This window comes from Sulfurospirillum sp. (assembly GCF_036802865.1).
In the GTDB taxonomy this organism is placed as follows: domain Bacteria; phylum Campylobacterota; class Campylobacteria; order Campylobacterales; family Sulfurospirillaceae; genus Sulfurospirillum.
Genome location: NZ_DAIRVK010000002.1, coordinates 239,385 through 261,472, shown reverse-complemented (window position 1 = coordinate 261,472; position 22,088 = coordinate 239,385). Strand labels below are relative to the sequence as shown.

23 protein-coding genes are annotated in these 22,088 nt (G+C 39.8%); 12 read left to right on the top strand and 11 right to left on the bottom strand.

Annotated elements, in window-relative coordinates; translation table 11 throughout:
* Nucleotides 1-10: 10 nt before the first annotated feature.
* Entirely contained in the window at nucleotides 11-274 is a 264-nt protein-coding gene (locus tag V7Q04_RS05705; RefSeq protein ID WP_333803964.1) for a hypothetical protein, read from the top strand.
* Entirely contained in the window at nucleotides 274-1,809 is a 1,536-nt protein-coding gene (locus tag V7Q04_RS05700) for an ABC1 kinase family protein (protein ID WP_333804422.1), read from the top strand. The genes V7Q04_RS05705 and V7Q04_RS05700 overlap by 1 nt, the downstream gene beginning before the upstream one ends.
* Here the strand turns inward: V7Q04_RS05700 and V7Q04_RS05695 are convergent.
* Nucleotides 1,799-2,422 carry an NAD(P)H-dependent oxidoreductase gene (locus V7Q04_RS05695; RefSeq protein WP_333803963.1) on the bottom strand — a complete coding sequence of 208 codons (624 nt, stop codon included), beginning with the start codon at nucleotides 2,420-2,422 and terminating at the stop codon, nucleotides 1,799-1,801. The two genes, V7Q04_RS05700 and V7Q04_RS05695, sit on opposite strands and share 11 nt — an antisense overlap.
* 81 nt (nucleotides 2,423-2,503) lie before the next feature.
* Nucleotides 2,504-2,896, bottom strand: a complete 393-nt coding sequence (locus tag V7Q04_RS05690) for a winged helix-turn-helix transcriptional regulator (RefSeq protein ID WP_333803962.1) — start codon at nucleotides 2,894-2,896, stop codon at nucleotides 2,504-2,506.
* 130 nt (nucleotides 2,897-3,026) lie between these two features.
* Here V7Q04_RS05690 and V7Q04_RS05685 point away from each other — a divergent pair, with 130 nt between their 5' ends.
* From V7Q04_RS05685 to V7Q04_RS05650, 8 genes are all read left to right on the top strand, one after another.
* Nucleotides 3,027-3,656 carry an NAD(P)H-dependent oxidoreductase gene (locus V7Q04_RS05685; RefSeq protein ID WP_333803961.1) on the top strand — a complete coding sequence of 210 codons (630 nt, stop codon included), beginning with the start codon at nucleotides 3,027-3,029 and terminating at the stop codon, nucleotides 3,654-3,656.
* Between the two features lie 102 nt (nucleotides 3,657-3,758).
* Nucleotides 3,759-4,991 (top strand): putative DNA modification/repair radical SAM protein, encoded by a 1,233-nt coding sequence (locus tag V7Q04_RS05680; protein WP_333803960.1) that lies wholly within the window; start codon nucleotides 3,759-3,761, stop codon nucleotides 4,989-4,991.
* The gene (locus tag V7Q04_RS05675; protein ID WP_333803959.1) at nucleotides 4,991-5,719 is read left to right on the top strand and encodes a TIGR03915 family putative DNA repair protein; all 729 of its coding nucleotides are present in this window, start codon (nucleotides 4,991-4,993) and stop codon (nucleotides 5,717-5,719) included. The genes V7Q04_RS05680 and V7Q04_RS05675 overlap by 1 nt, the downstream gene beginning before the upstream one ends.
* A gap of 103 nt (nucleotides 5,720-5,822) precedes the next feature.
* Nucleotides 5,823-6,971, top strand: coding sequence for an iron-containing alcohol dehydrogenase (locus tag V7Q04_RS05670; protein ID WP_333803958.1), 1,149 nt, complete (start codon nucleotides 5,823-5,825; stop codon nucleotides 6,969-6,971).
* A gap of 179 nt (nucleotides 6,972-7,150) precedes the next feature.
* Nucleotides 7,151-7,693 (top strand): NAD(P)H-dependent oxidoreductase, encoded by a 543-nt coding sequence (locus V7Q04_RS05665; RefSeq protein WP_333803957.1) that lies wholly within the window; start codon nucleotides 7,151-7,153, stop codon nucleotides 7,691-7,693.
* Nucleotides 7,690-7,977 (top strand): Dabb family protein, encoded by a 288-nt coding sequence (locus V7Q04_RS05660; protein ID WP_333803956.1) that lies wholly within the window; start codon nucleotides 7,690-7,692, stop codon nucleotides 7,975-7,977. Before V7Q04_RS05665 ends, V7Q04_RS05660 begins: the two co-directional genes overlap by 4 nt.
* A 15-nt stretch (nucleotides 7,978-7,992) precedes the next feature.
* Nucleotides 7,993-8,265, top strand: a complete 273-nt coding sequence (locus V7Q04_RS05655; RefSeq protein WP_333803955.1) for a DUF2798 domain-containing protein — start codon at nucleotides 7,993-7,995, stop codon at nucleotides 8,263-8,265.
* Nucleotides 8,266-8,304: 39 nt separating this feature from the next.
* Nucleotides 8,305-9,207 (top strand): AraC family transcriptional regulator, encoded by a 903-nt coding sequence (locus V7Q04_RS05650; protein ID WP_333803954.1) that lies wholly within the window; start codon nucleotides 8,305-8,307, stop codon nucleotides 9,205-9,207.
* Here V7Q04_RS05650 and V7Q04_RS05645 read toward each other — a convergent pair whose 3' ends face one another.
* From V7Q04_RS05645 to V7Q04_RS05605, 9 genes are all read right to left on the bottom strand, one after another.
* On the bottom strand, nucleotides 9,208-9,579 hold the full coding sequence (locus tag V7Q04_RS05645; protein WP_333803953.1) for a cyclophilin-like fold protein: 372 nt from the start codon (nucleotides 9,577-9,579) through the stop codon (nucleotides 9,208-9,210).
* A 71-nt stretch (nucleotides 9,580-9,650) separates the two neighbouring features.
* Nucleotides 9,651-10,898 (bottom strand): MFS transporter, encoded by a 1,248-nt coding sequence (locus tag V7Q04_RS05640; RefSeq protein WP_333803952.1) that lies wholly within the window; start codon nucleotides 10,896-10,898, stop codon nucleotides 9,651-9,653.
* A gap of 130 nt (nucleotides 10,899-11,028) precedes the next feature.
* Entirely contained in the window at nucleotides 11,029-11,448 is a 420-nt protein-coding gene (locus tag V7Q04_RS05635) for a (R)-mandelonitrile lyase (RefSeq protein WP_333803951.1), read from the bottom strand.
* 93 nt (nucleotides 11,449-11,541) lie between these two features.
* A complete protein-coding gene (locus V7Q04_RS05630; protein WP_333803950.1) occupies nucleotides 11,542-12,645 on the bottom strand; it encodes an alpha/beta hydrolase in 1,104 nt (367 codons plus the stop codon).
* Between the two features lie 122 nt (nucleotides 12,646-12,767).
* Nucleotides 12,768-13,685 carry an AraC family transcriptional regulator gene (locus tag V7Q04_RS05625; protein ID WP_333803949.1) on the bottom strand — a complete coding sequence of 306 codons (918 nt, stop codon included), beginning with the start codon at nucleotides 13,683-13,685 and terminating at the stop codon, nucleotides 12,768-12,770.
* A gap of 156 nt (nucleotides 13,686-13,841) precedes the next feature.
* Nucleotides 13,842-15,266, bottom strand: a complete 1,425-nt coding sequence (locus V7Q04_RS05620) for an efflux transporter outer membrane subunit (RefSeq protein WP_333803948.1) — start codon at nucleotides 15,264-15,266, stop codon at nucleotides 13,842-13,844.
* A complete protein-coding gene (locus tag V7Q04_RS05615) occupies nucleotides 15,256-18,384 on the bottom strand; it encodes an efflux RND transporter permease subunit (RefSeq protein ID WP_333803947.1) in 3,129 nt (1,042 codons plus the stop codon). The genes V7Q04_RS05620 and V7Q04_RS05615 overlap by 11 nt, the downstream gene beginning before the upstream one ends.
* Nucleotides 18,385-18,387: 3 nt before the next feature.
* Nucleotides 18,388-19,551 carry an efflux RND transporter periplasmic adaptor subunit gene (locus V7Q04_RS05610; RefSeq protein WP_333803946.1) on the bottom strand — a complete coding sequence of 388 codons (1,164 nt, stop codon included), beginning with the start codon at nucleotides 19,549-19,551 and terminating at the stop codon, nucleotides 18,388-18,390.
* A 113-nt stretch (nucleotides 19,552-19,664) separates the two neighbouring features.
* Complete coding sequence (locus V7Q04_RS05605) at nucleotides 19,665-20,321, bottom strand: TetR/AcrR family transcriptional regulator (protein WP_333803945.1); 657 nt, start codon at nucleotides 20,319-20,321, stop codon at nucleotides 19,665-19,667.
* 182 nt (nucleotides 20,322-20,503) lie between these two features.
* Here V7Q04_RS05605 and motA point away from each other — a divergent pair, with 182 nt between their 5' ends.
* Nucleotides 20,504-21,277 carry a flagellar motor stator protein MotA gene (gene motA / locus V7Q04_RS05600; RefSeq protein WP_333803944.1) on the top strand — a complete coding sequence of 258 codons (774 nt, stop codon included), beginning with the start codon at nucleotides 20,504-20,506 and terminating at the stop codon, nucleotides 21,275-21,277.
* Between the two features lie 9 nt (nucleotides 21,278-21,286).
* Nucleotides 21,287-22,081, top strand: a complete 795-nt coding sequence (motB, locus tag V7Q04_RS05595) for a flagellar motor protein MotB (RefSeq protein WP_333803943.1) — start codon at nucleotides 21,287-21,289, stop codon at nucleotides 22,079-22,081.
* The last annotated feature ends 7 nt before the right edge of the window (nucleotides 22,082-22,088 follow it).

The following is a 22,088-nucleotide window of genomic DNA, read 5'->3' as shown; positions in this document are numbered from 1 at the left end:
GGAGTATCTCATGTTAAAAGAGCTTTTACATGCTGGTTTAGGCGGAATGGTTGTTTTAAAAGAAAAAATCGAAGAAGAACTTAAGGTACTTGAAGAAAAAGGCAAAATAAGCACCAGCGATGCTAAGAGTTTCATTGAGTCTATCAGCCAAAAAGGCAAAGATGAAGATGAACGCCTCAAAGCCAAAATGAAAGAGATGATTAAAGAAGTCGTCGATGAATTAGGACTTGCTACTAAAAGCGACATTGAGGAGCTTAAATCAAAACTCTCTTAATTTATTGGCATCTTTTTAACCCAAAAAGGGTTTATGATGTTTTTTCATTTTTGCTCAGTGTCTATTTATTGCTGAAAAAAAAGGAGCGTTTGCTTTTCTTTAAACCGCTAAGTCCTCGTGCCTTTAATCATACGATAGTAAGGCTTGGGGCTAGTTTTATTAAACTGGCACAAGTGCTTGCCACACGGGCAGATTTTTTCAGCACGGAGTATTTGGATGAACTAAAATCGCTCCACGATCAGCTTCCTCCGATGCTCGACGCTGAGTTAAAGATTGTATTTTCTCGCGCCTTTCCTACCATGCCTTTTGAGGATTTTACGCTTATACCCATCGCCTCAGCCTCCATAGGTCAAGTGCATGAAGCACGCATAGGTGGACAAAAAGTTGCTATTAAACTCAGACGTCTGGACATTGAGAAACAAGTGCGGGCGGACATTGTGATTATCTCTTTTTTTAATGCGCTTTTTAGACCTCTTTTTTCACACTACACAAAAAACTCCATTGAAGCAGTTATTGTTGAATTTTCTAAGATGATTCTTCAAGAGGTCAATATGACCACCGAGCTTCACAATCTGCAAAAATTCTCTGCTACTTATGCTCATTCTGGCATTCGTTTTCCAACCCCTTTTGAAGCGTATTGTAGTGAAGATGCCTTGGTGATGAGTTACGAAGAAGGGTTTCGTTTTGATGATAAAGAACGCTTACAAAAAGAGAATATTGATTTTAAAGCCATTATTGGAAAACTTATCTCTTTTTACACCGAGCAAATGCTACTTCGTGGCTACTTTCACGCAGACCCCCATCCTGGCAATTTGCTTATTACGCCTAAAGGCGAGCTGATACTGCTCGACTTTGGTATGGTCAAATCTATTCCCAATCAAACGCGTATTGCTATTATTGAGCTGTTAAAAGCTGCCAACGAAAAAAACTATGAACTCTACATTAGTGCTAGTAAACGCTTAGGAACCATCGCCTATGAAGCGCCTGTTGGTGAATTGGCTCTTTTGAGTGAGCGTATGTTCGATATCTTTGGCAATGATAATTTAAGCTCAGAAAACATGCAAAAACTAGCCTTTGATGTTCTGAATTCGACCCATGATTTACCGTTTAAATTACCACAAGAAGCTATCTATATCTTACGTGTAAGCGCTATTATTGAGGGATTGGGAACCACATACATTGAAAATTTTAATGGTATTAAAGATATTTTGCCCATTTTACAGGAGAACATTCCTAAAGCATTGGGTGCAGATGAAGGTATTTTGGAAAGTCTGGTAAAAGAGTTTAAGTCCATTCCTCTCACCATTCACCATGTCAAGTCTTCACTCCAACAAATCAGCGATGGCGAACTCAAAGTAGAACTCTCACTTGCACAATTAGAATGGCTCAAAAAAGAGTTAAAAAGCTATCTAAAACCTTTTATGTTTGGGTTAGTTCTCTTACTATCCGCCCTCTTTAGCCTCCTCTACGACCCCTCACTCAAAGAGGTCGCGTTGGTACTCTTTACTCTAGGATTGGCACGTATTATTTTTTAAACTCAACCACTTCTTCCAAGCTTAAGCGGTGTTTGCCTCTCTGCTCTGACGCACGGTAACCAAAAGGTATGACGATAGCACTTTGGTACACGGTGGTATCGACCCCTAAAAGTGCGTCAACTTTAGCAAAATCAAAGCCCTCAATCGGACATGAATCAATACCAATAATAGCCGCGGCTGTCATCATATTGCCAGCAGCGATGTAACACTGTTTTTCACTCCACATCTCGATGGTATGGTCATCTCTTCCATCCACCCAACCGTGGTAAATACCCAATAACCCTTTGAACGCATCTTCCGCTAGTCCCCAACGTTTGAGTTGTTTTTGTGTGTATGCGTCACTACTTCGGACATCTTTGCGCGCGAGAATAATAAGAAGGTCACTTGATGTAGAGATTTGCTTTTGATTCCAGGAAACCTTTTCGATCTCTTCCTTGAGTGCTTGGTTTTGAACAACGACAAATTTCCACTGTTCAACACCAAATGAACTCGGACTTAAACGCCCTGCTTCTAAGATAAATTCTAAATCTTCGTGTGGAATTTTTTTGCCATCAAATAATTTGCACGCATGACGATAATTCATCGCTCCTAAAAATAGTTTTTTGTTATCCATCAATATACTCCTTGTTAAATTTTAAAGATTATAATACAACGATAACATGCTGGATGTTAAGCTAAAAATCAGCGCTATTTTTTAAGATTCTTTTTTGCCTAAAGCCTTTAAAACAGATGCTTCGCACACTAACTCTTCACCGACTTTTCCATGTGCTTCGACGTAGCTTTTACCCCATACATACATCGCTTCCAAAATAGGTCTAAGCGCCTTTCCAATAGGTGTGAGTGAATAAACCACTTTAGGAGGGATTTCAGGGAAAACTTCTCTTGCAATAATCTTTTTCTCCTCAAGCTCTTTAAGCTTAATCGTCAACGTCTTTTGGGTGATTTCATTTATATCTTCAGAAAGCTCTTTAAAACGTTTATTTTTTTCCAATAAATGCCAAATAATGGCAAGCTTCCATCTGTCATTAAACACATCCAGCGTCACGGCTACAGAGCAGTCGTACTCTTTTTCATTGATATAATACATAAGCTAATCCTTTATATTTGGATTATAGCATAAACAACATAAAACATCATTACTTACATAAAGTAAAGTAAGCGAAAATAAAGTTTAAAATCTTTATAATGCTTTCAAGAAAAAAACTAAAGGATACAAAATGACAAACGACTTTTCAAAAGCAATGAACTTTCGCCACGCGTGTAAAGTTTTCGATGAAACAAAAAAAATCAGTGAAGATCAAATGCACTTTATTTTAGAAGCAGGTCATACATCTCCTTCTTCGTTTGGCATGGAACCGTGGAAATTTTTAGTCATTACCAATGATGAGCTCAGAGCAAAACTTCGCCCCGTTTGCTGGGATCAACCACAAATCACGACCAGTTCTCATCTTGTCATCATTTTAGCAGCGATTGACGCAGTAAAAGTCGAAAGTGGTGTTCCTGCAAAGCGTTTTGGACGACGTGAAATGCCACAAGAGAAAAAAGACTTTTACATCAATCTTTATGCAAACCACCTCAAAGAGACCCTAAGTTCTGATAAAAACATCTATGCTTGGACAGCAAAACAAAGCTACATTGCTGCGGGTAACATGATGACTGCAGCAGCGTTTATCGGCATTGATTCATGCCCTATTGAAGGCTTTGAGAAAGAGAAAGTTGAAGCCATTTTAGGACTCGATACGAGCAAATACCAAGTCGCGATGGTTCTTCCTTTTGGTTACCGCATCAATCCACAATCTACTCAGCTTAGAGTTCCGTTTAACGAAGCGGTTGAATTTATTAAGTAATACCTTAGAGCCTAGAAATAGGCTCTGCCCTCTCCTTTTCCTTTTTCATTTCATTTTGAAATATTTTAACCTTCTCATCTAAAAAAAACGTACTATATTGGTATGAAATTTACAACAGAAGAGAAACTCTCCATCTTAGCAGGCAGTGCCAAGTACGACGTCTCTTGCTCATCCAGTGGCAGTGAGAACAACTACAAAACGGGTGAACTTGGTTGTGCCCATAACAGTGGTATTTGTCATAGTTTTACGAGTGATGGACGCTGTGTTTCACTTCTCAAAGTTTTGCTTTCCAATGTCTGCATCTATGACTGTGCCTACTGTATCAACCGTGTGAGCAATGACACCCAACGTACGGCTTTTACACCTCGTGAACTAGCGGACTTGACCATCAACTTTTACAAGCGCAATTACATCGAAGGACTTTTTCTAAGTTCTGGCATCATCAAAAACGAAGACCATACGATGAGCTTGCTACTTCAAACGTTGCGCATTTTACGCCATGAGTACCGATTTAACGGCTACATTCATGTCAAGCTCATCCCAGGGGCTTCCAAGGAACTCATCGAAGAAGCCACTCTTTTGGCGCATCGTGTCAGCTCGAACATCGAGCTTCCAAGTTCTAAAAGCCTTGCCCTACTTGCTCCCGATAAAACCAAAGAAAAACTCCTCTCCCCTCTCAAACATGCACGTGACATCACAATGCAGAGAAGTGCTAAGCCCATTTCGATGAGTACGCAGATGATTATCGGGGCTACGAGTGAGAGTGACTTTGAGATACTCAAACTCTCTTCATCGCTTTACCAAAAAGCTCTCTTAAAAAGAGTTTATTATTCCGCATATATTGCGGTGAACAACCACAAGCATTTGCCTGTACCTGAGCTTTCAAAGCCTCCACTGCTTCGTGAGCATAGGCTTTATCAGGCTGATTGGTTGCTGCGTTTTTATGGCTTTTCCTACGATGAAATTTTAAGTGAAAACCAAAATCTTGACATTCAGTTTGATCCCAAAACCTTTTGGGCACTTTCAAACCTTCACCTTTTTCCCATTGATATTAACCGCGCTTCGCAGGAAGAATTAGTACGCATTCCAGGCATTGGTATTCGCGGGGCTTTGAAGATTTTACAAGCGAGGCGTTTTAAACAACTCGGCTTTGAAGAGTTGGCACAGCTTAAAATATCGCTCAAAAAAGCGCGTTATTTTATTGTCGCAGGTAAAGATTTTCATAGAAGTTCTAGTTTGTATACCGAAAAAATAAAACTAGCCCTGATTCACCAAGGCTCGAACATCATTCAGCCCACGTTGTTCGACACGTCCATCTACACAGGAGAGCTGTGATGGTTTTACTCTACGATGGCAGTTTTGAAGGATTTTTGAGTCTGGTGCATGAAGTCTATTATGAAAAATTGAGCGTGCACGCCATTGTCAAAGAGATGCCAAAAACGCTTCTGTTTGAGCGCTTTTACGAAGTCTTTACCGATGAGATAAAAGCGAAAAAAGTTCTAGAAGCCATCACAAAACACTTTACCAAAGAGCAACAGCACACTCTTTGCAACATCTTTTTATGTGACAGCCGAGCACATGAGATGGCGCTTTTAGAGTACATTCGCATTGGGTTTAAAAACCCTAAAGAGCTTCGCAACATCAACAATACCAACCTTTTTTACATCCAAAATCTCGAAAAAGAGCTTTTGAGTTTGGTACATAAAATGTACGGTTTTACACGGTTTGAAGAACTAGAAGATGGCTCACTCTATGCCAAGATAGAGACGAAGTTTAACATAGTGCCTTTTTTAGGGGATCATTTTTGCAAACGACTTGGGAACATTCCTTTTATTATCCACGATGTTAAGCGCTCATTAGCCTTTATCAAAAATGATGACATGCGAGAAATTCGCTCCATAGCCTCATTTGATGCCCCAACTTTTTCCAGCGAAGAAGAAAAATTTAAAGCGCTCTGGAAAACCTTTTTTAAATCAGCCGCCGTTGAAAGCAGGTACAATCCAAAGCTCCAGCAAAGCTGGGTTCCTCTCTTATACCGTACCTATATGAGTGAATTTGAGTAACTTTTTATTTTTGTAGGATTAGGCAAATTTTACAGATAATTTATCTAACCATTTCGGATGTCTTCGTCCTATAATTCTTTCAACATTAAAATAAGGAAAATCAATGGAAAATTTTGTATTTCACAATCCAACACAAATTGTCTTTGGAGAAAACACCGAGAAAGAGATAGGAGAACATTTAGCCAATTTTGCTGTTAAAAAAGTACTACTTACGTATGGAAGCGAACGCATAAAAAAAGATGGTTTGTTTGATACCGTCATTCAAAGCTTAAAAGCGTACCATATTGAGTATGTTGAACTTGGTGGCATTGTAAGCAATCCTCTGCTTTCAAAAGTCTACGAAGGGGTTAATGCTGCAAAAGCGCACAAAGTTGATGCCATTTTATCGGTTGGGGGAGGCTCTGTTTTGGATAGTTCAAAAGCTATCGCAGCGGGTACTTTATACGATGGTGATGTATGGGACTTCTTTTTAGGAAAAAGCTTTATCACAAAAGCATTGCCTATTTTTGACATCATTACCTTAGCTGCAACAGGTAGCGAGATGAACAATGGTGCTGTTGTGACCAATGACGCAACACACCAAAAATACTACATTATGGCACCTGCTTTGTACCCTAAAGTTTCGATTATCAATCCAAAACTTCAAAGCTCTGTCTCGAAAGAGTATTTAGTCTATTCGGCTTCGGATGTCATTGCACACTGCATTGAGGGCTATTTTACGGCAACAACACATCCAACACTCATTAGCAAGCAAATTGAAGCGATCATCACCACTGTAATGGATACCACTGAAAAACTTATCGCAAATCCAAACGATTACAACTCAAGAGCTGAATTTGCATGGGCAGCAACGTGTGCGCTGAATGGGTTTACGTATGTAGGGACAGCGGGAGTAAGCTATCCAAATCATATGATAGAACACGCCCTCTCAGCCATTTGCAACGTTCCACATGGTGCTGGACTTTCTATCGTTATGCCTGCATGGATGAAATGGTATTACAAACAAAATGAAGCGCAATTCAAACGCTTTGCCAAAACAATTTTTGGACGTGATAGTGCTGAAGAAGGCATCGAAGCACTTACCAAATGGTTCGATAAAATTGGGACACCCACAAAGTTTTCAGACTTCAATATTGAAGAAAAAACCTTGCCAGCTGTTATAGACAATGCTGCTGGAAATGCTGTCTATTTTGGAATGGGCGACGTATACACGAAAGAAGTTATCACTGAAATTCTAAAAAAAGCCTTGTAACTTTTTAAAAGGTGGTTACACATACCACCTTTTTTACTATCATTCATTCACTACAATCACTTATTTAACCTTTAACTTTGCAGAAATAGGCAAAAAATTTGCATTATCGTTCTAGGGCATTTGTATCGGTACATCTTATAATTTCACCATAAAAATTAAATCACACAGGAGTTTTATGTATGCAAAAAACACTTATTATCTTAACCCATCTAAATATGGCACAATCTAGGCTCAATAAAGCCCTCATTGAAACAGTCAAAGACGAGCCAAATATCACGGTGCATGATATTTATGCCACCTATAAAAATGCCGATGCGATTGATGTCGCTAAAGAGCAAGCACTTCTTCTTGAGCATGAGCGCATTATCTTTCAGTTTCCTTTTTACTGGTACAGTACACCAAGTCTTTTGAAAGAGTGGCAAGATAAAGTCCTAGAATACGGCTTTGCCTACGGAAGTACAGGCGATAAACTCAAAGGTAAACCATTTAAAATTGCTGTAACAATTGGTGCACCTGAAGAAGCGTACCAGCCAGAGGGTTTTATGCAAGCAACGATTAGTGAACTTTTAAAACCACTTCAAACAATGGCTTTGATGACGCAAATGACGTTCACATCGACCTTTAAAATTTATGGTGCTCTAAAAATCAGTGACGCAGAGCTTACACAAAAAGCAAAAGAGTATCAGGGCATTATTAAAACTGCACAATGGAGCCATGCATGATACGTTTTATCGTTGTATTCAAATTGGTCGACAATTCAGAACAAAATATGGCGCTCATCAAACAACACATTATGAGCTTAGAGGGAAAAATGCCTGTTATTAAACACATGGAAGTAGGAAACAATCTACTTTTAGGAGAGCGTGTGTTTGATCTAGCCGCTCTTTTTGACTTTGATACGATGGAAGATGTTCACGTGTTTGAGCATGACCCCATACATGTCGAAGTGGTTCAGCGTATCAAACCTGCTGTTGCAGAGTTAAAAACCGTTGTCTATCAACACTAAAATTAAGGATATTTCGTGAATTCATCCAAAACCTCATCGACCATCATTTTTGGCATACCCAAATTCCCAGCCAAATATGCTAGCATCGTTATGCCTTTTTTGCTTTCTATTTTGATGACCATGCTTGTTTCATTTATTAGCACGGTTAAAATTGCAGGAATAACATCCCAGTTTTTAAATGTCTGGATAAGTTCATGGGGTGTATCATGGCTCATAGCGTTTCCAACGCTGCTTGTTTTACTACCAATCGTTCGAAAACTGACAGCATCTTTGGTACGATATCCTTAAGTCTTGTTGTACTATTAAATGAAAAGGTAGCGTATAACCATGACAGATACTCTTTTTGAAACCTATCAGGCTGAGCTTATCAGCCAAATTCTTGCAAAGCGTGTGGATAACAGTGTGATAGAGACACCACTCCCATCGCTTCATTTTCATGCCTTAGATAAGGCTACAGAATTTGCCGCTGTTGCGTATGAACCATCTGTATGCATCGTTCTGCAAGGTGGCAAAGAAGTCATACTGGGTGAAACCATTTATACGCTCAATGATCCAAGCAAATACCTTTTAGTCTCTGTGCATGTACCAACCCGTGTTCTCATTAAAGAGGCATCCAAAGAAAAGCCCTATATTGCTATCAAACTTACCTTTACCATGGAAGATATCTACGAAGTCATGAAAGAGATTAAAACCCCTACACCTATTCTCAATCCTTCCACAGAAGCGGGGCTGTGTTATGGAGATTTACACAGGCTTATCGACCCACTGACACGTTTGGTACGTGTACTTGATGAGCCTTCCAATCTCAAATTTATGTCATCTATGATTATCAAAGAGATTTTGTACCTTATCATGACCGATGAGGGAGGTGACTTCTTACGTAAGTACCTCAAAGATGGCAGTATTACCCATCAAATTGTCAAAATCATCTCTAAAATAAAACGTAATTTTTCTGAAAACATCAATATGAAAGAACTTGCAAAATCGTTTGGTATGAGTGAATCTTCACTGTACCACAACTTCAAAAAAGTCACCCTGCTGAGCCCTTTGCAGTTTCAAAAAACACTTAGACTCCAAGAGGCACGGCATATCATTTTGACACAAGATATTGATGTAGGAGAAGTTGCTTTCTCGGTTGGCTATGAAAGCACTTCTCAATTTAGCAGAGAATACTCGCGCATGTTTGGACTCTCACCCAAAGCGCATATGAAAAAAGTAACACCAAATTAGTTATAGAGCCTTTTCAAATGTCACAACCACATTTCCTTTTCCAAGAGCTTCTTCAAGATGCGTTGTATCTTCAATATATCCCATTTTAGTATAGGCATAAGATGTTGAAAAGGTTTTATAAAAAAGCACCAAGCTATTGCTTCCCCACAACATCACATTACCCGAATGAATCATCTTTGGATTGAAGGAGTGCGTAGGTAGATTGGTTGAAAAATGAAAATATTTTTCGTTGCCACCCAGTTCATTCATCTCCAATATTAAAGGTAATTTTTCGATAAATGCCTTTGTCGTTTCGTTCTCAAAGAGGTTGAGTTTAAACGTCTGCTGATGAACACTTACCAAAATCGTTTCAAAGATTTTTTCTTTCTGCATGGTTGTTATGTTTCCTTCTTGGGCGTAGATATTTATACAGATGCCCACAAGTATCCAAAAATATTTTGATATCACTTTGTATTCTCCTTTTGTCTATTTCTACAACTATAAAACTGCTTTTCCGATGTGTTTATACGGTGTCCTATTGTGGCTAAAACCATAGAACATGCCAGACAGGCACTGGCAAATATAAATGTTGCTTCATAGCCCAATGTGTCATAGAAAAGCCCGCCCATGGAAGCACCTATCGTAATAGCAAGCTGAATAATCGCCACCATAAGCCCTCCGCCTGCTTCTGCTTCGTTGGGAAGTGTCTGACTCAGCCATGTCCACCATGCTACAGGTACGGATGTTCCTAAAAAGCCCCAAATGCTTAGTAACACAACAACGGCACCAAGAGAAGAGCCAACATAGATAAGTGCAAGAGCTATAACCATCATCAAAAAAGGTGTGCCAATCAGTAAGCTATACAAACGTGTTTTTAAAAGAGTTCCCATCACAAATGTTCCAGCCAGTCCTGAAAGACCCATCGCCAATAATATTAACGACAACACTTCAACACCAACTCCTGTCACACTCTCTAAAAAGGGGCGAAGATAGGTAAAGAGTGCAAATTGTCCCATAAAGAGGAACATCGCTCCCAACATACCCAGGGTCACATCAAAACGTTTTAACAATTTTAGAACATGTTTGACAGACGTTTTTTTACCATCATCGCGTTTTTTTGCAGGCAATGAAGGTAAAGAACGCCATTGCCAGACAAAAGCAATCACCGCTAAAGGAACAATGATAAAAAATGCCCCTCTCCAACCTATCAATCCACCTAAAAAACTCCCCAAAGGTGCAGCAATGGTTGTTGATAGTGCGTTACCGCCATTGAGCAATGCTAACGCTTTTGGGATGGCTTTTTCAGGAACCATCCGCATCACAACAGCGGCTGACATCGACCAAAATCCACCGATACATGCACCCAATAACGCGCGGCCGACCATAAGAACCGTTGCATTGGGAGCAAAAGTGACTACAATGCCCGATATGCCCATCAAAAATGTAAAAAAGAGTAAAACTTTACGACGATTTGCATGCCCTATCCATGAAGTAAGCCATAAACTTGTGATGAGTGCAAAAAGCCCTGAAATAGCAATAGACTGCCCTGTGTAGCCTTCGCTCATATGCAGTTCTGTGGCAATGGGTGTGAGAAGGCTCACCGGCATGAATTCCGATGCGACTAAGACCATAGCACACAACGACATCGCCCACACAGCGCCCCAAAGAGCTGTTGTGTCGTGCTTGTGTACATGGGTATGGGGTTGTTTCATAAATAGCCTTTTTATTTAAAAATTACACATTTGTATTGAAATGTTATGGGAAGATAAAACAACAGAAGAAGTTTTGTTGAGTGTACACACGTTTAGGTTAGGAATTTTCAAACCTAGCCTAGTGGTAAATTTAGTTTTTTAGACGATACTGCTCATCACTGACAGGCTCTAACCACTCAACATTTTTGCCATGTTCATCGGCACCGGTAATAACCAAATGTGTCATAGCAATCTCTTTAGAAGCACCATGCCAGTGTTTAACGCCTGAAGGGATCCAGACAACGTCCCCAGCTTTGATGATCTGTACAGGCTCACCCCATGCTTGATAGTACCCAACACCTGAAATCACGATAATATGCTGCCCCGCAGGATGAACATGCCAATGAGTTCTAGCACTTGGCTCAAACGTCACATAGGCTCCACCATGCGTTTTTGCATCGCTTTGTGGATAGAGCATGTCGACTCTAACATCGCCTGTAAAATAGTTTTTATACTCTGATTGTTTCACAACAATCGATGCTCGTGACTCCACTTTAGAAATCTGTGTCATTTTTTCTCCTTCTTGTGCAAAGGCATGTGTCATAAAGCACACGCCCATTAGTCCTAATAAAAAATATCGTTTCATAACTGCTTTTCCATGCTTTTATTTCAAATTCTTTTGAAAAAAGACTTCGATTTTATCAAAAGGAATTTTCTCTACTTTATCGTATAAATCCACATGCACCGTATTAGGAATAATCAACAGCTCTTTAGGCTCATTGGCCGCTTTGTACGCATCTTCACTAAAGTAGCGTGAGTGGGCATTCTCACCTGCGATAATCAAAACGGGGCGTGGAGAAATCTCTTTGATATAACTCATCAGTGGCATATTCATAAACGCCAATGGATTGGTTGCATTCCAACCACTGGTGGAATTGAGTGAACGAGCATGAAATCCACGAGGCGTTCGGTAGTAGTCAAAATAGTCTTTCACAACTTGAGGCTCATCCCCTGTTAGCTTTTCAGGTAACAGACGTGGACCAGAAGATGGCGTTCCATTTTTAGCATCTTCCCAGCGTTGTAGGTTTAGTTTTTCGAGCATATGGGTACGCTCTTCAAGCGTCATCTTGTCATAATACCCTTTTGCCATCACACGAGACATATCGTACATACTCGCCACGGCAACGGCTTTAACACGTTTATCCATAGCCGTAGCATTTAACCCCATGCCACCAAAACCACAAATGCCGATGATGCCAATGCGGTTTTTATCGACAAAGGGTTGAATCCCTAAATAATCCACAGCAGCACTAAAATCTTCGGTGTTAATATCAGGCGATGAGACATTACGTGGTTCACCGCCACTCTCTCCCGTATATGATGGATCAAAAGCAACGGTAACAAAGCCTTTTTCTGCCATAATTTGAGCATAAAGCCCTGAAGATTGCTCTTTAACCGCGCCATAAGGACCACTGATAGCAAGGGCTGGCAATGATTGATTGGCACGATTTTTAGGTAAATAGACATCCGCTGCGAGGGTGATGCCATAACGATTTTTAAACGTTACTTTTTCATGATCGACTTTATCACTTTTTGGAAATAATTTATCCCATGTCGTTGTCATTGAAACTCCACTTTGTTTTTTAGGATTTGATTCTTGTGTATTGCCAGCAAAAGCAGTTGTAGCACTTGCAAAAACTAAACTGGCTCCTGCAAAAGCACTTTGTTTCATAAAATTGCGTCTGGATTGTTCTTTTTCTTTGTTCATTTTGTCTCCTTAAAAAATTACTTTCTCGGAGACATTATAAATGAAATGTATTTTTATCAGTAGACTGATTCTTTCAAAGTGTTGCCTATTTCTCTGAAAAAATCAATTTACCTGATCATCGGCTATTGATAAGATAAATTTCTCTCTTTGGCTGTTTTAAGATGCTCTTTTGGAGGGACACCAAACATACGTGAGTATTCTCGGCTAAATTGGGATGGACTCTCATAACCCACTAAAAATGCTACTTCTGAAACATCAATATTGCGATGCGTCAGCATACGTTTAGCCTCTTCAAGCCGAAGCTTTTTTTGAAACTGCAACGGAGAGATAGACGTAATGGTTTTAAAGTTTTGATAGAGAGAAGACTCTGCCATGTCAATACGACGGGCTAACTCTTTCATATTGAGCTTTTCACTAAACGTATTGGTAATTTCCGTAATGGCTTTGACGATTTTATTGGAAGCTGTTCCCTCCATCGCAAATTTATTTAAAAAATAACCACTTTTTTCATTGACGAGAAGATACAAAATCTCTTTAATAATAAACGGTGATAGAAAGTTTATGTCTTCTTTTGGCATCGCCAGTAATTTAACGAGGCGATAGATCGGTTCGTACAGCTTGGCATTGAGGTCATCAAAAAAGAGACCTTGTTCCGCTTTTTTTTGAAATTTGAGTTTTTCGGGATTGGTATTTTTAAGAACTTCATAGATATTTTCAAGTGTAAAGCGAATGGTTAAAGAGAGGTAAGGAGTCTCTTTAGATGCTTCTAAAATTCTGATATCGGAGGGAATATGCGTTGAAGACAAAAGGTACTGGTAAGGATCATACCGATAGAGTTTAGTGCCAAAACCAACAGCTTTAGCCCCTTGCAAGATGATACATAAACACGGCTCATACATAATACTTTTAAATTCTGTTGGAGTATCTGAAATATGGAACATCAAACAAGGAATCTCACTTTGCAAACTCTCACTAAAAGAGTACTTCGTTTGAATAAAGTCTATAAGTTCCAATCTATATTTATCTAAAGAATCATTCATTAAAATCCTATATGCGTTGATTCTCCATTATAATCAATTATTTGAATTTTTCCTAAACAAATTCTCCAAATTTCATGCCTAATTCTATGAAATGAAAAAAATTATGAAGCGTCAAACGCCCTAAACTTGAGGTTAAGGCGTTGACATGTAAAGCAGTTAAAGCGTGTCAGCGTGTTTTTCAAACACAACTTTATCCCAGCCACCGCCAAGGGATTTGTAAAGCGATACACCTGAGCTTAGCAGTGCTTGTTTGGTTTGAGAAGAGGCAAGCTTTGCTGAAAGCAGATTACGCTTAGCATCTAACAGAGTCAAGTAATCACCATAACCACTCTCATACTGTTTTTTAGCCAAGAGGTACACTTGCTCAATGTTCTTCTCATATGCAAGTTGATGTTCAAACTTTTGAGTGAGTGTATGACGTTTATTTAAAGCATCATACGCCTCTTGGAAGGCTTGTTGTACGGTCTTTGCATAGGTAATCTCTGCTAGCTCTTTGTTGGCTTTGGCACTCTCAACGTTGGAGCTGGTTTTACCCATATTAAACAGTGGCGAGGCGAGGCTTCCACCAAAGCTATTCATGCCTGATTGCGATTTCATCAAGTTGGAAAGCTGTGTGCTCTCAAACCCAAGTGCGCCTGAGAGACTAATACTAGGGAAATAAGCCGCACGTGCTACACCAATGTTAGCATTCGCCGCTTTGAGATTCTCTTCGGCTTGTTTAATATCAGGACGTTTGGTTAAGAGTTCTGATGGTAAGTTAGACGGAACAACGATATCACTTGGCAACACTCGTGGTAAGCCATCTTTACTAAAAGCAGCAATGGCTTCAGGAGATTTACCCACAAGTACAGCCAAAGCACTTTGTTGTAAAGCGATAGATTGCTCTAGGGCATCTTTCGTGATTTGAGCACTGTTAAGCTCTGCTCGATCAGATAAAAGGGTTCCTTTTGCGATAGCACCAAGTGTGTACTTAGACTCATTACGTTTAAGCCCTTCTTCTCGTGCTTTGATCGTCTCATTGGTAATGTCCAGTTGTTCATACAGACTAATGAGGGTAAAATAACTCTCTGCCACACTGGAAGCTAAAGAGATCTTTACGGTATCTTTAGCTGCATAGGTTGCAATCAATGAAGCCCTTGAAGAGGCTTCCGCTTCTTTGTATTTACCCCAAAGATCTAACTCATAACTGAGCACGGCACTGAGCGAGAAGTCATTGTAGGTGTTATGCGCTTTTGAGTTAAAGGTATCTGCACTGCTTCTAACTCTCTGACCTGATCCTTGAACATCAAGGCTTGGGTAACGATTTGAAGTGCTCAATGACAATGAGGCACGTGCTAGTGAGATATTTGCCATTGCTGTTTGAAGGTCATAGTTATTATTTAATGCCTCTTCAATCAAAGCTGAGAGTTTCTCATCATGGTAACCACTCCACCATGCGCCATCCACATAACCTGTTTCACTTTTGACATCAGCACGGTACGCTTGCGGAAACTGTGTCTGAGGGACATTCAGCTCTGGAGAGAGTGAACATCCACTAAGAACGAGGGCTAGGACAGCACTGTAATAGATACTATTCTTCATCTTTTTTTCCTTTGCGTGTAAACTTCGCATTAAGTTGTGCTAGCCAATTGTAAAAGAGTGGAATAAAGAAGATCGCAATCGTAGTTGCGGCAATCATTCCACCAATAACACCCGTACCAATCGCATGACGACTTCCAGCTCCTGCTCCTGAACTAAGGGCAAGTGGTAAAACACCAATCGTAAAGGCTAAAGAGGTCATAACAATCGGACGGAAACGTAAACGTGCCGCTTCGAGTGTTGCATCAAAGATAGACTTCCCTCTCTCTTGAGCTTGCATCGCAAACTCGACGATCAAAATGGCATTTTTAGCTGATAATCCAATGAGAACTAACAGACCGATTTGGAAATAGATATCATTGCTTAGACCTCGTAAATACACGGCCATAATCGCTCCAAAGACCGCAAATGGTACTGCGGTGACTACGGCGAGTGGCATAAGCCATCTTTCGTACTGTGCTGCTAGGATTAAGAAGATAAAGACGATACCAAAGATGAACGCCTGAGAACCACTGCCTGCCATTGCTTTTTCTTGGTACGATGTTCCTGCCCATGATGGCGTATAACCCTCTGGTGCAACTTCTTTAACTACCTCTTCTATGGCACGTAGCGCGTCACCTGAAGTGTAACCAGGAGAAGGCTCACCCTCTATCTTTGCCGCAGAGAAAACGTTAAAGCGTTCAAGAACATCCGCACCAACACTTCGCTCATACGTTACCAATGAACTTAACGGAATCAGTTTTCCACTGCTTGATTTGACAAAGACATTTTTCATATCTTCTGGCTTTTCTCTAAAATCAACATCAGATTGAACATTCACTTGGTAAGTACGTCCATATAGGTTGAAGTCATTGACATAATAAGCCCCAAATGTGGACTGTAATGTTTTAAACGCATCATTGATCGAAACACCCATAGCTTTGGCTTTTTCGCGATCCAATGTGACTTTATACTGAGGTATATTCATATTGAATGTACTTCTCACCATCATCATTTCGGGTCGTTGGCTTGCTTTTTCTACAATTTTTTGTGTGATAGCACCAAGTTCTTGTAGCGAACCGCCTGTTCTATCTTGCAAATACATCTCAAATCCACCAGAGATACTAAGACCCATGATCGGAGGAGGATTAAGTGCAAAAATCGTTGCATCGGAAACACCAAATAACGCACCATTTAAAGCGCCACTGATTGCTTGCGAGTGTTGATTTGGCGCTTTACGTGTACTCCAGTCGTTCAAAATCAAAAAAGAAGTTGCGGCATTGGTTTTTGCAGAACCACTTAAAAGATCAAATCCTGAAATCGCCATGTTATACTCAATATCAGGCATTGATTTGGTAATACCACTGACTTGTGAACTCACCGCTTCGGTACGTCCAAGTGTAGAAGCTGGTGGCAATGCTGTCACCGCAATCAAGTACCCTTTATCTTCCATAGGAACTAAGCTTGAAGGAACTTTTTGGAAAAGCGTGTATGTCATCCCCATAAGTGCGGCAAAGACAATAAGGCTAATCACACCATGACGAACCACAAGACTCACTCCGCTGGTAAACCAATTCGTTGAAGCATCAAAGAACTCATTAAATTTCTTTACAAACCAAAACGGTTTTGGCTCTTGCTTTTTGAGAAAAATAGCACATAAGGCAGGAGTCAATGTAAGTGCAACCATACCTGAGATAACGACGGAAATAACAATCGTAATCGCAAATTGTTGGTACATTTGTCCCGTAAATCCACCCATAAAGGAGACAGGAATAAACACCGCACATAACACCAATACAATCGCAACAACAGGACCCGTTACCTCTTGCATCGCCTTAATGGTCGCATCTTTAACGGTTATGTCATGTTCAGAATGTAATATCCTCTCAACGTTTTCAATAACAATAATGGCATCATCAACAACGATACCAATGGCAAGAACAAGCCCAAAAAGGGTTAAAAGGTTGATGGAATACCCAAGGGCGTACATGCCCGCAAATGAACCGATGATGGATACAGGAATAGCAAGGACGGGGATAATCGTTGCACGCATATTTTGCAAGAAAAGATAGACAATCGCAATAACCAAAAGTAGCGCTTCAATAAACGTTTTTATCACTTCATGCACTGAAATTTGGATAAACGTCGTTGTATCATACGGAATGTTATATGTCATATTTTCAGGGAAAGATTTGGCAACACGGTCCATAGTCTCTTTAACTTTTTTAGCCGTATCAAGAGCATTCGCACCTGATTGCAAATAGATACCAATCGGTACCATCGTTTGTCCATTTTGCATTGCTGTCACATTGTAAGACTCAGCGCCCAACTCTGCACGAGCAACATCTTTAAGTCGTAACGTTGAGCCGTCTTTGTTTGATTTCAAGATGATATTTTCAAACTCATCGACTTTATCAAAACGCCCTTGTGTCGTTACCGTATAGGTGTACGCTTGAGAGCTTTTTGTAGGTGTTTGGTTAAAACGACCCGTTGCAAACTGAGCATTTTGCTCCGAAATAGCTGAAATAACATCATTGGGTGTTAAGTTATATTTTGCCAATTGATCGGGCTTCATCCAAATACGCATCGAGTAGTTTTGATTTCCAAACAGTGAAGCATTACCAACACCTGGAACACGTTTAAGCTCATCAATCACGTTAATAAGGGCATAGTTCGCCATATAAATTTCATCATAACTATTGTTCGGTGAAATGATGGAAATAACTTGAAGAATCGTTGAAGATTGTTTTGTAACCGTTACACCTTGCGCTTGAACTTCACTTGGAAGTTTGTTGAGCGCTGCTTGTACACGGTTGTTGACGTTAATCGTTGCTTGGTCAGGATTGGTACCAATTTTAAAATAGACATTGATGGTCAGTGTTCCTGATGAAGACGCCGTAGAAGACATATAGATCATGTTCTCAACACCATTGATCTGCTGTTCAAGTGGTGCGGCTACGGTCTTCGCAATTGTCTCCGCACTTGCCCCTGCATAGGTCGCTTGAATGCTGACTTGCGGTGGCGTTACCTCAGGATACTCTTCAATGGATAAACCTCTTATACCCATTAATCCCGCAATAATAATAACAATCGAAAGGACGGTTGCAAATATTGGGCGGTTGATAAAGAATTTTGAAAACATAATTTATTCCTTCGCTTCTGCAACAATAACAGCAGATCCGGGGCGTAGCTTGGTAAGATTATTGGTTATGACCACATCTCCTGCACTTAAACCACTCTCAATGATGTAGGTATCATTATGAACAGTTCCTGCTTTTACAGGTACTTTATGTGCTTTCCCCTCTTTGGCAACATAGACATAAGAACTTGTTGCATCTTGCAAAAGAGCCACTTGAGGAATACTAATAGCATCTTTATACACTAATCCTTCTACTTTGACACGAACAAACAGACCAGGAATGAGGATGTTGTTAGGGTTTGCAAATGTTGCTCTTGCTTTAATGGTAGAGGTTTCAGCATCAACACTGCTATCTAAGAAGTCTAATGTTCCAGCTTTGGCATATTTACTTCCATCAGGCGTAGAGAGTTGAACCGGAAGTTTCGCTTGAGCGATACTGCCCCAGTTACCTTGATTCATGACATAACGTTTTTTTAAAAGCTCAATGTCGGAGAGCGAAAATTCAACATAAATAGGATCGGTTTGGGTAATGGTCGTAAGGGTCATGGTATCACTGCTTGAGCCTACATAACTTCCTACATCTTGGGTATTTAAACTCGTAAGTCCTGAAATGGTTGCTTTAACTTTGGTGTAATTAAAATCAATCGTTGCTTTTTTAAGCGCTGCATGGGAAGCTTTAAGGGACGCACTGGCTGATTCGTACGCGGAAAGTGCTGCATCTCTCTCTTTTTGGCTCACAGCGTCTTGTTCAAACAACACTTTGGTACGTTCCCAATCACGCGTTGCTTGTTTAAGGGTTGCTTCTTTCACCCCAACATCTGCCACAGCTTCTTGCATCAAGGCTTCATAACGATCAGAGTCAATTTGATAGAGTGTATCGCCGGCTTTAACAAAGCTTCCCTCTGTAAAGTTCTTTTTTTCCAATACTCCGCTCACCCGTGCAACAATGTTCACTTGTTGCATACTTTTTACTTTTGCAGGGTATTCCAAAGAAACGGGAACATCTGAAGCTATGACTTTATAAGTCGAAACTGCTAAAGGTGGCATGGCTGGCATACCATGTGCTCCAGCACCTTTTCCCTCAGAACTGCATCCAGCTACTAAAAATGCCCCTAAACTTAAGGCTAACGCGTAGCTTGCGTAAGTTTTATATACTCTACTTTTAGTCATTTTTGAACTCCATATTTTAGTGTAATGTATATTACATTACATTTTGTGAGCGAATTATAGTCGTAAAAAATAAATTAGTCAAGCTATTTTCTCCATTACCGTAAAAAAAGTAATTATTGAGAAACACTTAATCCGCGACAGAAAATTCGTACCAATTGCCTCAGCGCTTTAAGACGTGTTGTTTCTGATATATCTGTTTCAACACCCAATACTCTTGAAAACATAAAAGGTTCTTCAAGCGCATTTAAAAACTGATGTGCACATAATTTTGTATCATCTACTTCTATACGCCCAGCTTTTTTTTCATTTTCTAAATACTCCGATACAACATTAATAGGATGTGTCAATGTTTCTAAGATCGTCTCTTTGATAAGTTGAGATTTATCTAAATACCCTAATGAAACAATAAGTCGATGAAATAAAATAGAATCATCATCTGCGACTAAATCTAAATATGACGTACCAATCATCATTAAAAAAGCTTCAATTCGTCCTTCATAACAGACACTTTGACGTTTCCACTCTCCAAAAAGTTCTTCAGATTTTTGCTCCATCACATAAATAAAAAGCTGCTCTTTATTGCCAAAATGTTTATACAATGTCGCTAAAGAGCCACCTGCCACTTTAACAATATCATTCATACTCACATTTTCATAGCCTCTATCTAAAAAAAGTCTGTGTGCTACATCAACAATTTTAGTGCAACGAGATTCTGCTTTTCCACTCAACTCTTTAAAAAAAGAACTCATACAACACTTAGGTTCATCCATGACAAGACCTCCTTTGAAATTTTTTGCAATTATACAACAAATTATTTTTTTCACTTTATGGCATGTAAAATAACCATTTTATCTAAGGAAGATTGTTATATCATTGCTTTTCGTGTAAAGTTTTTTGCATTTTAACCGATAATGCTTGAAAGTGTTTGAATATTATTTTTGGAGTAACCCGTATGGACTTAACCGTCATCTTAGGCATGGTACTTGCTATCACCACTATTTCTGTAGGTGATATCATGGAAGGTGGAAATCCTATTCATATTTTACATATCACTTCGTTTATTATCGTTATTCCAACGGCTATGGCTGCTGCTATGGCTGCAACACCACAAGAGTATGTAAGAGGTGCCTTTAAAGAATTTAAAGTTATTATGAAAAAATCTCCTGTTGATCTGCATGCACGTATTAAACAAATTATTGATTTTGCAATTATTGCGCGCCGTGATGGCATTTTGGCACTTGAGTCACATGCAAATCAAATGGAAGATGCGTTCTTTAAACAAGGTCTTAGTATGGCGGTCGATGGTGTTGAAGCACACGAAATTGAAGAGACCCTTGAAGTTGTCATTGAAGAGATTGAAGAGTATTACCATGGGTCTGCACACTACTGGGTTCATGCGGGTGAAACGTGCCCTGTTATGGGTCTAATCGGTGCTGTTTTGGGACTTATTCTCGCACTACAAAAGCTTGACAATCCTGCTGAAATGGCAATGGGAATTGGTGGTGCTTTTACAGCAACGGTTTTTGGTATTGCAGGTTCATACATCTTCCTTGGTCCGTGGGGACATAAACTTAAAGGTAAATCAAAAGATATCATCAAAGAAAAACGTGTTATTTTAGCGGGAATTTTAGGTATTTCTCATGGTGACAATCCACGTACTCTTGAACTAAAATTGCTCAATTATCTCTCTCCACTTGAAGATAAAAAAAGCCAATTCGATAAATAAGGATATAGCGTGGGCAAAAAATGTAAAAAAGTCGAATGTGAAGCGGGAGAGAAGTGGGCAGTACCTTTTGCTGACTTTTTTAGTCTTCTCCTTGCCCTTTTTATTGCCCTTTTTGCAATTGCCTCAACCAATACTGAAAAGATGAAAGCGCTTAAAGAAGAATTTGTCAAAATTTACGATTATAGTGCTAAACCAGAAGAAGCAACGCCTGTTATGAGTATGGCTGTCAAATCAGGTGAAGCTGCTAAAGATAAAGACAAAGGAAACGCTGGCGGAAGTTCTGCGCAACTTGACGAAATCGCTCGACTCGCTCAATTGATCGAAAAAATGAACGTTGGAGACGGTGCACTTGAACAAAAAATTGATGGTGCCATTTTAAAGCTTCCAACAAAAATGCTCTTTGCAACAGGTTCTGCTGAAATTATCAACAGTGATTCCATGCTATTTTTGAAACGTGTGTCAGACATCATTACAACGCTTCCTAAAAATGTTGAAGTCATTGTCAAGGGATATACGGATACGACACCATTACCAAGCGGTTCTAAATTTCAAGACAATCTTGAACTCTCTTCTGCTCGTGCTAATGCCGTCATCCGTGTGCTTGTACGCAATGGTATTGCCAAAGATCGTTTAAGCTCTGCAGGTTATGGTGACACAAAACCACTCGCTAGTAATGATACAGCGGAGGGTCGTGAGAAAAATGGTCGTGTTGAGTTTACAATGCGCATTTCTGGACCCGATGGATCTGCTAAGAAAGAGTCCATCCTCGACACACTGAATTCTATCAATAAAAAATCAGAATAATGGTTAT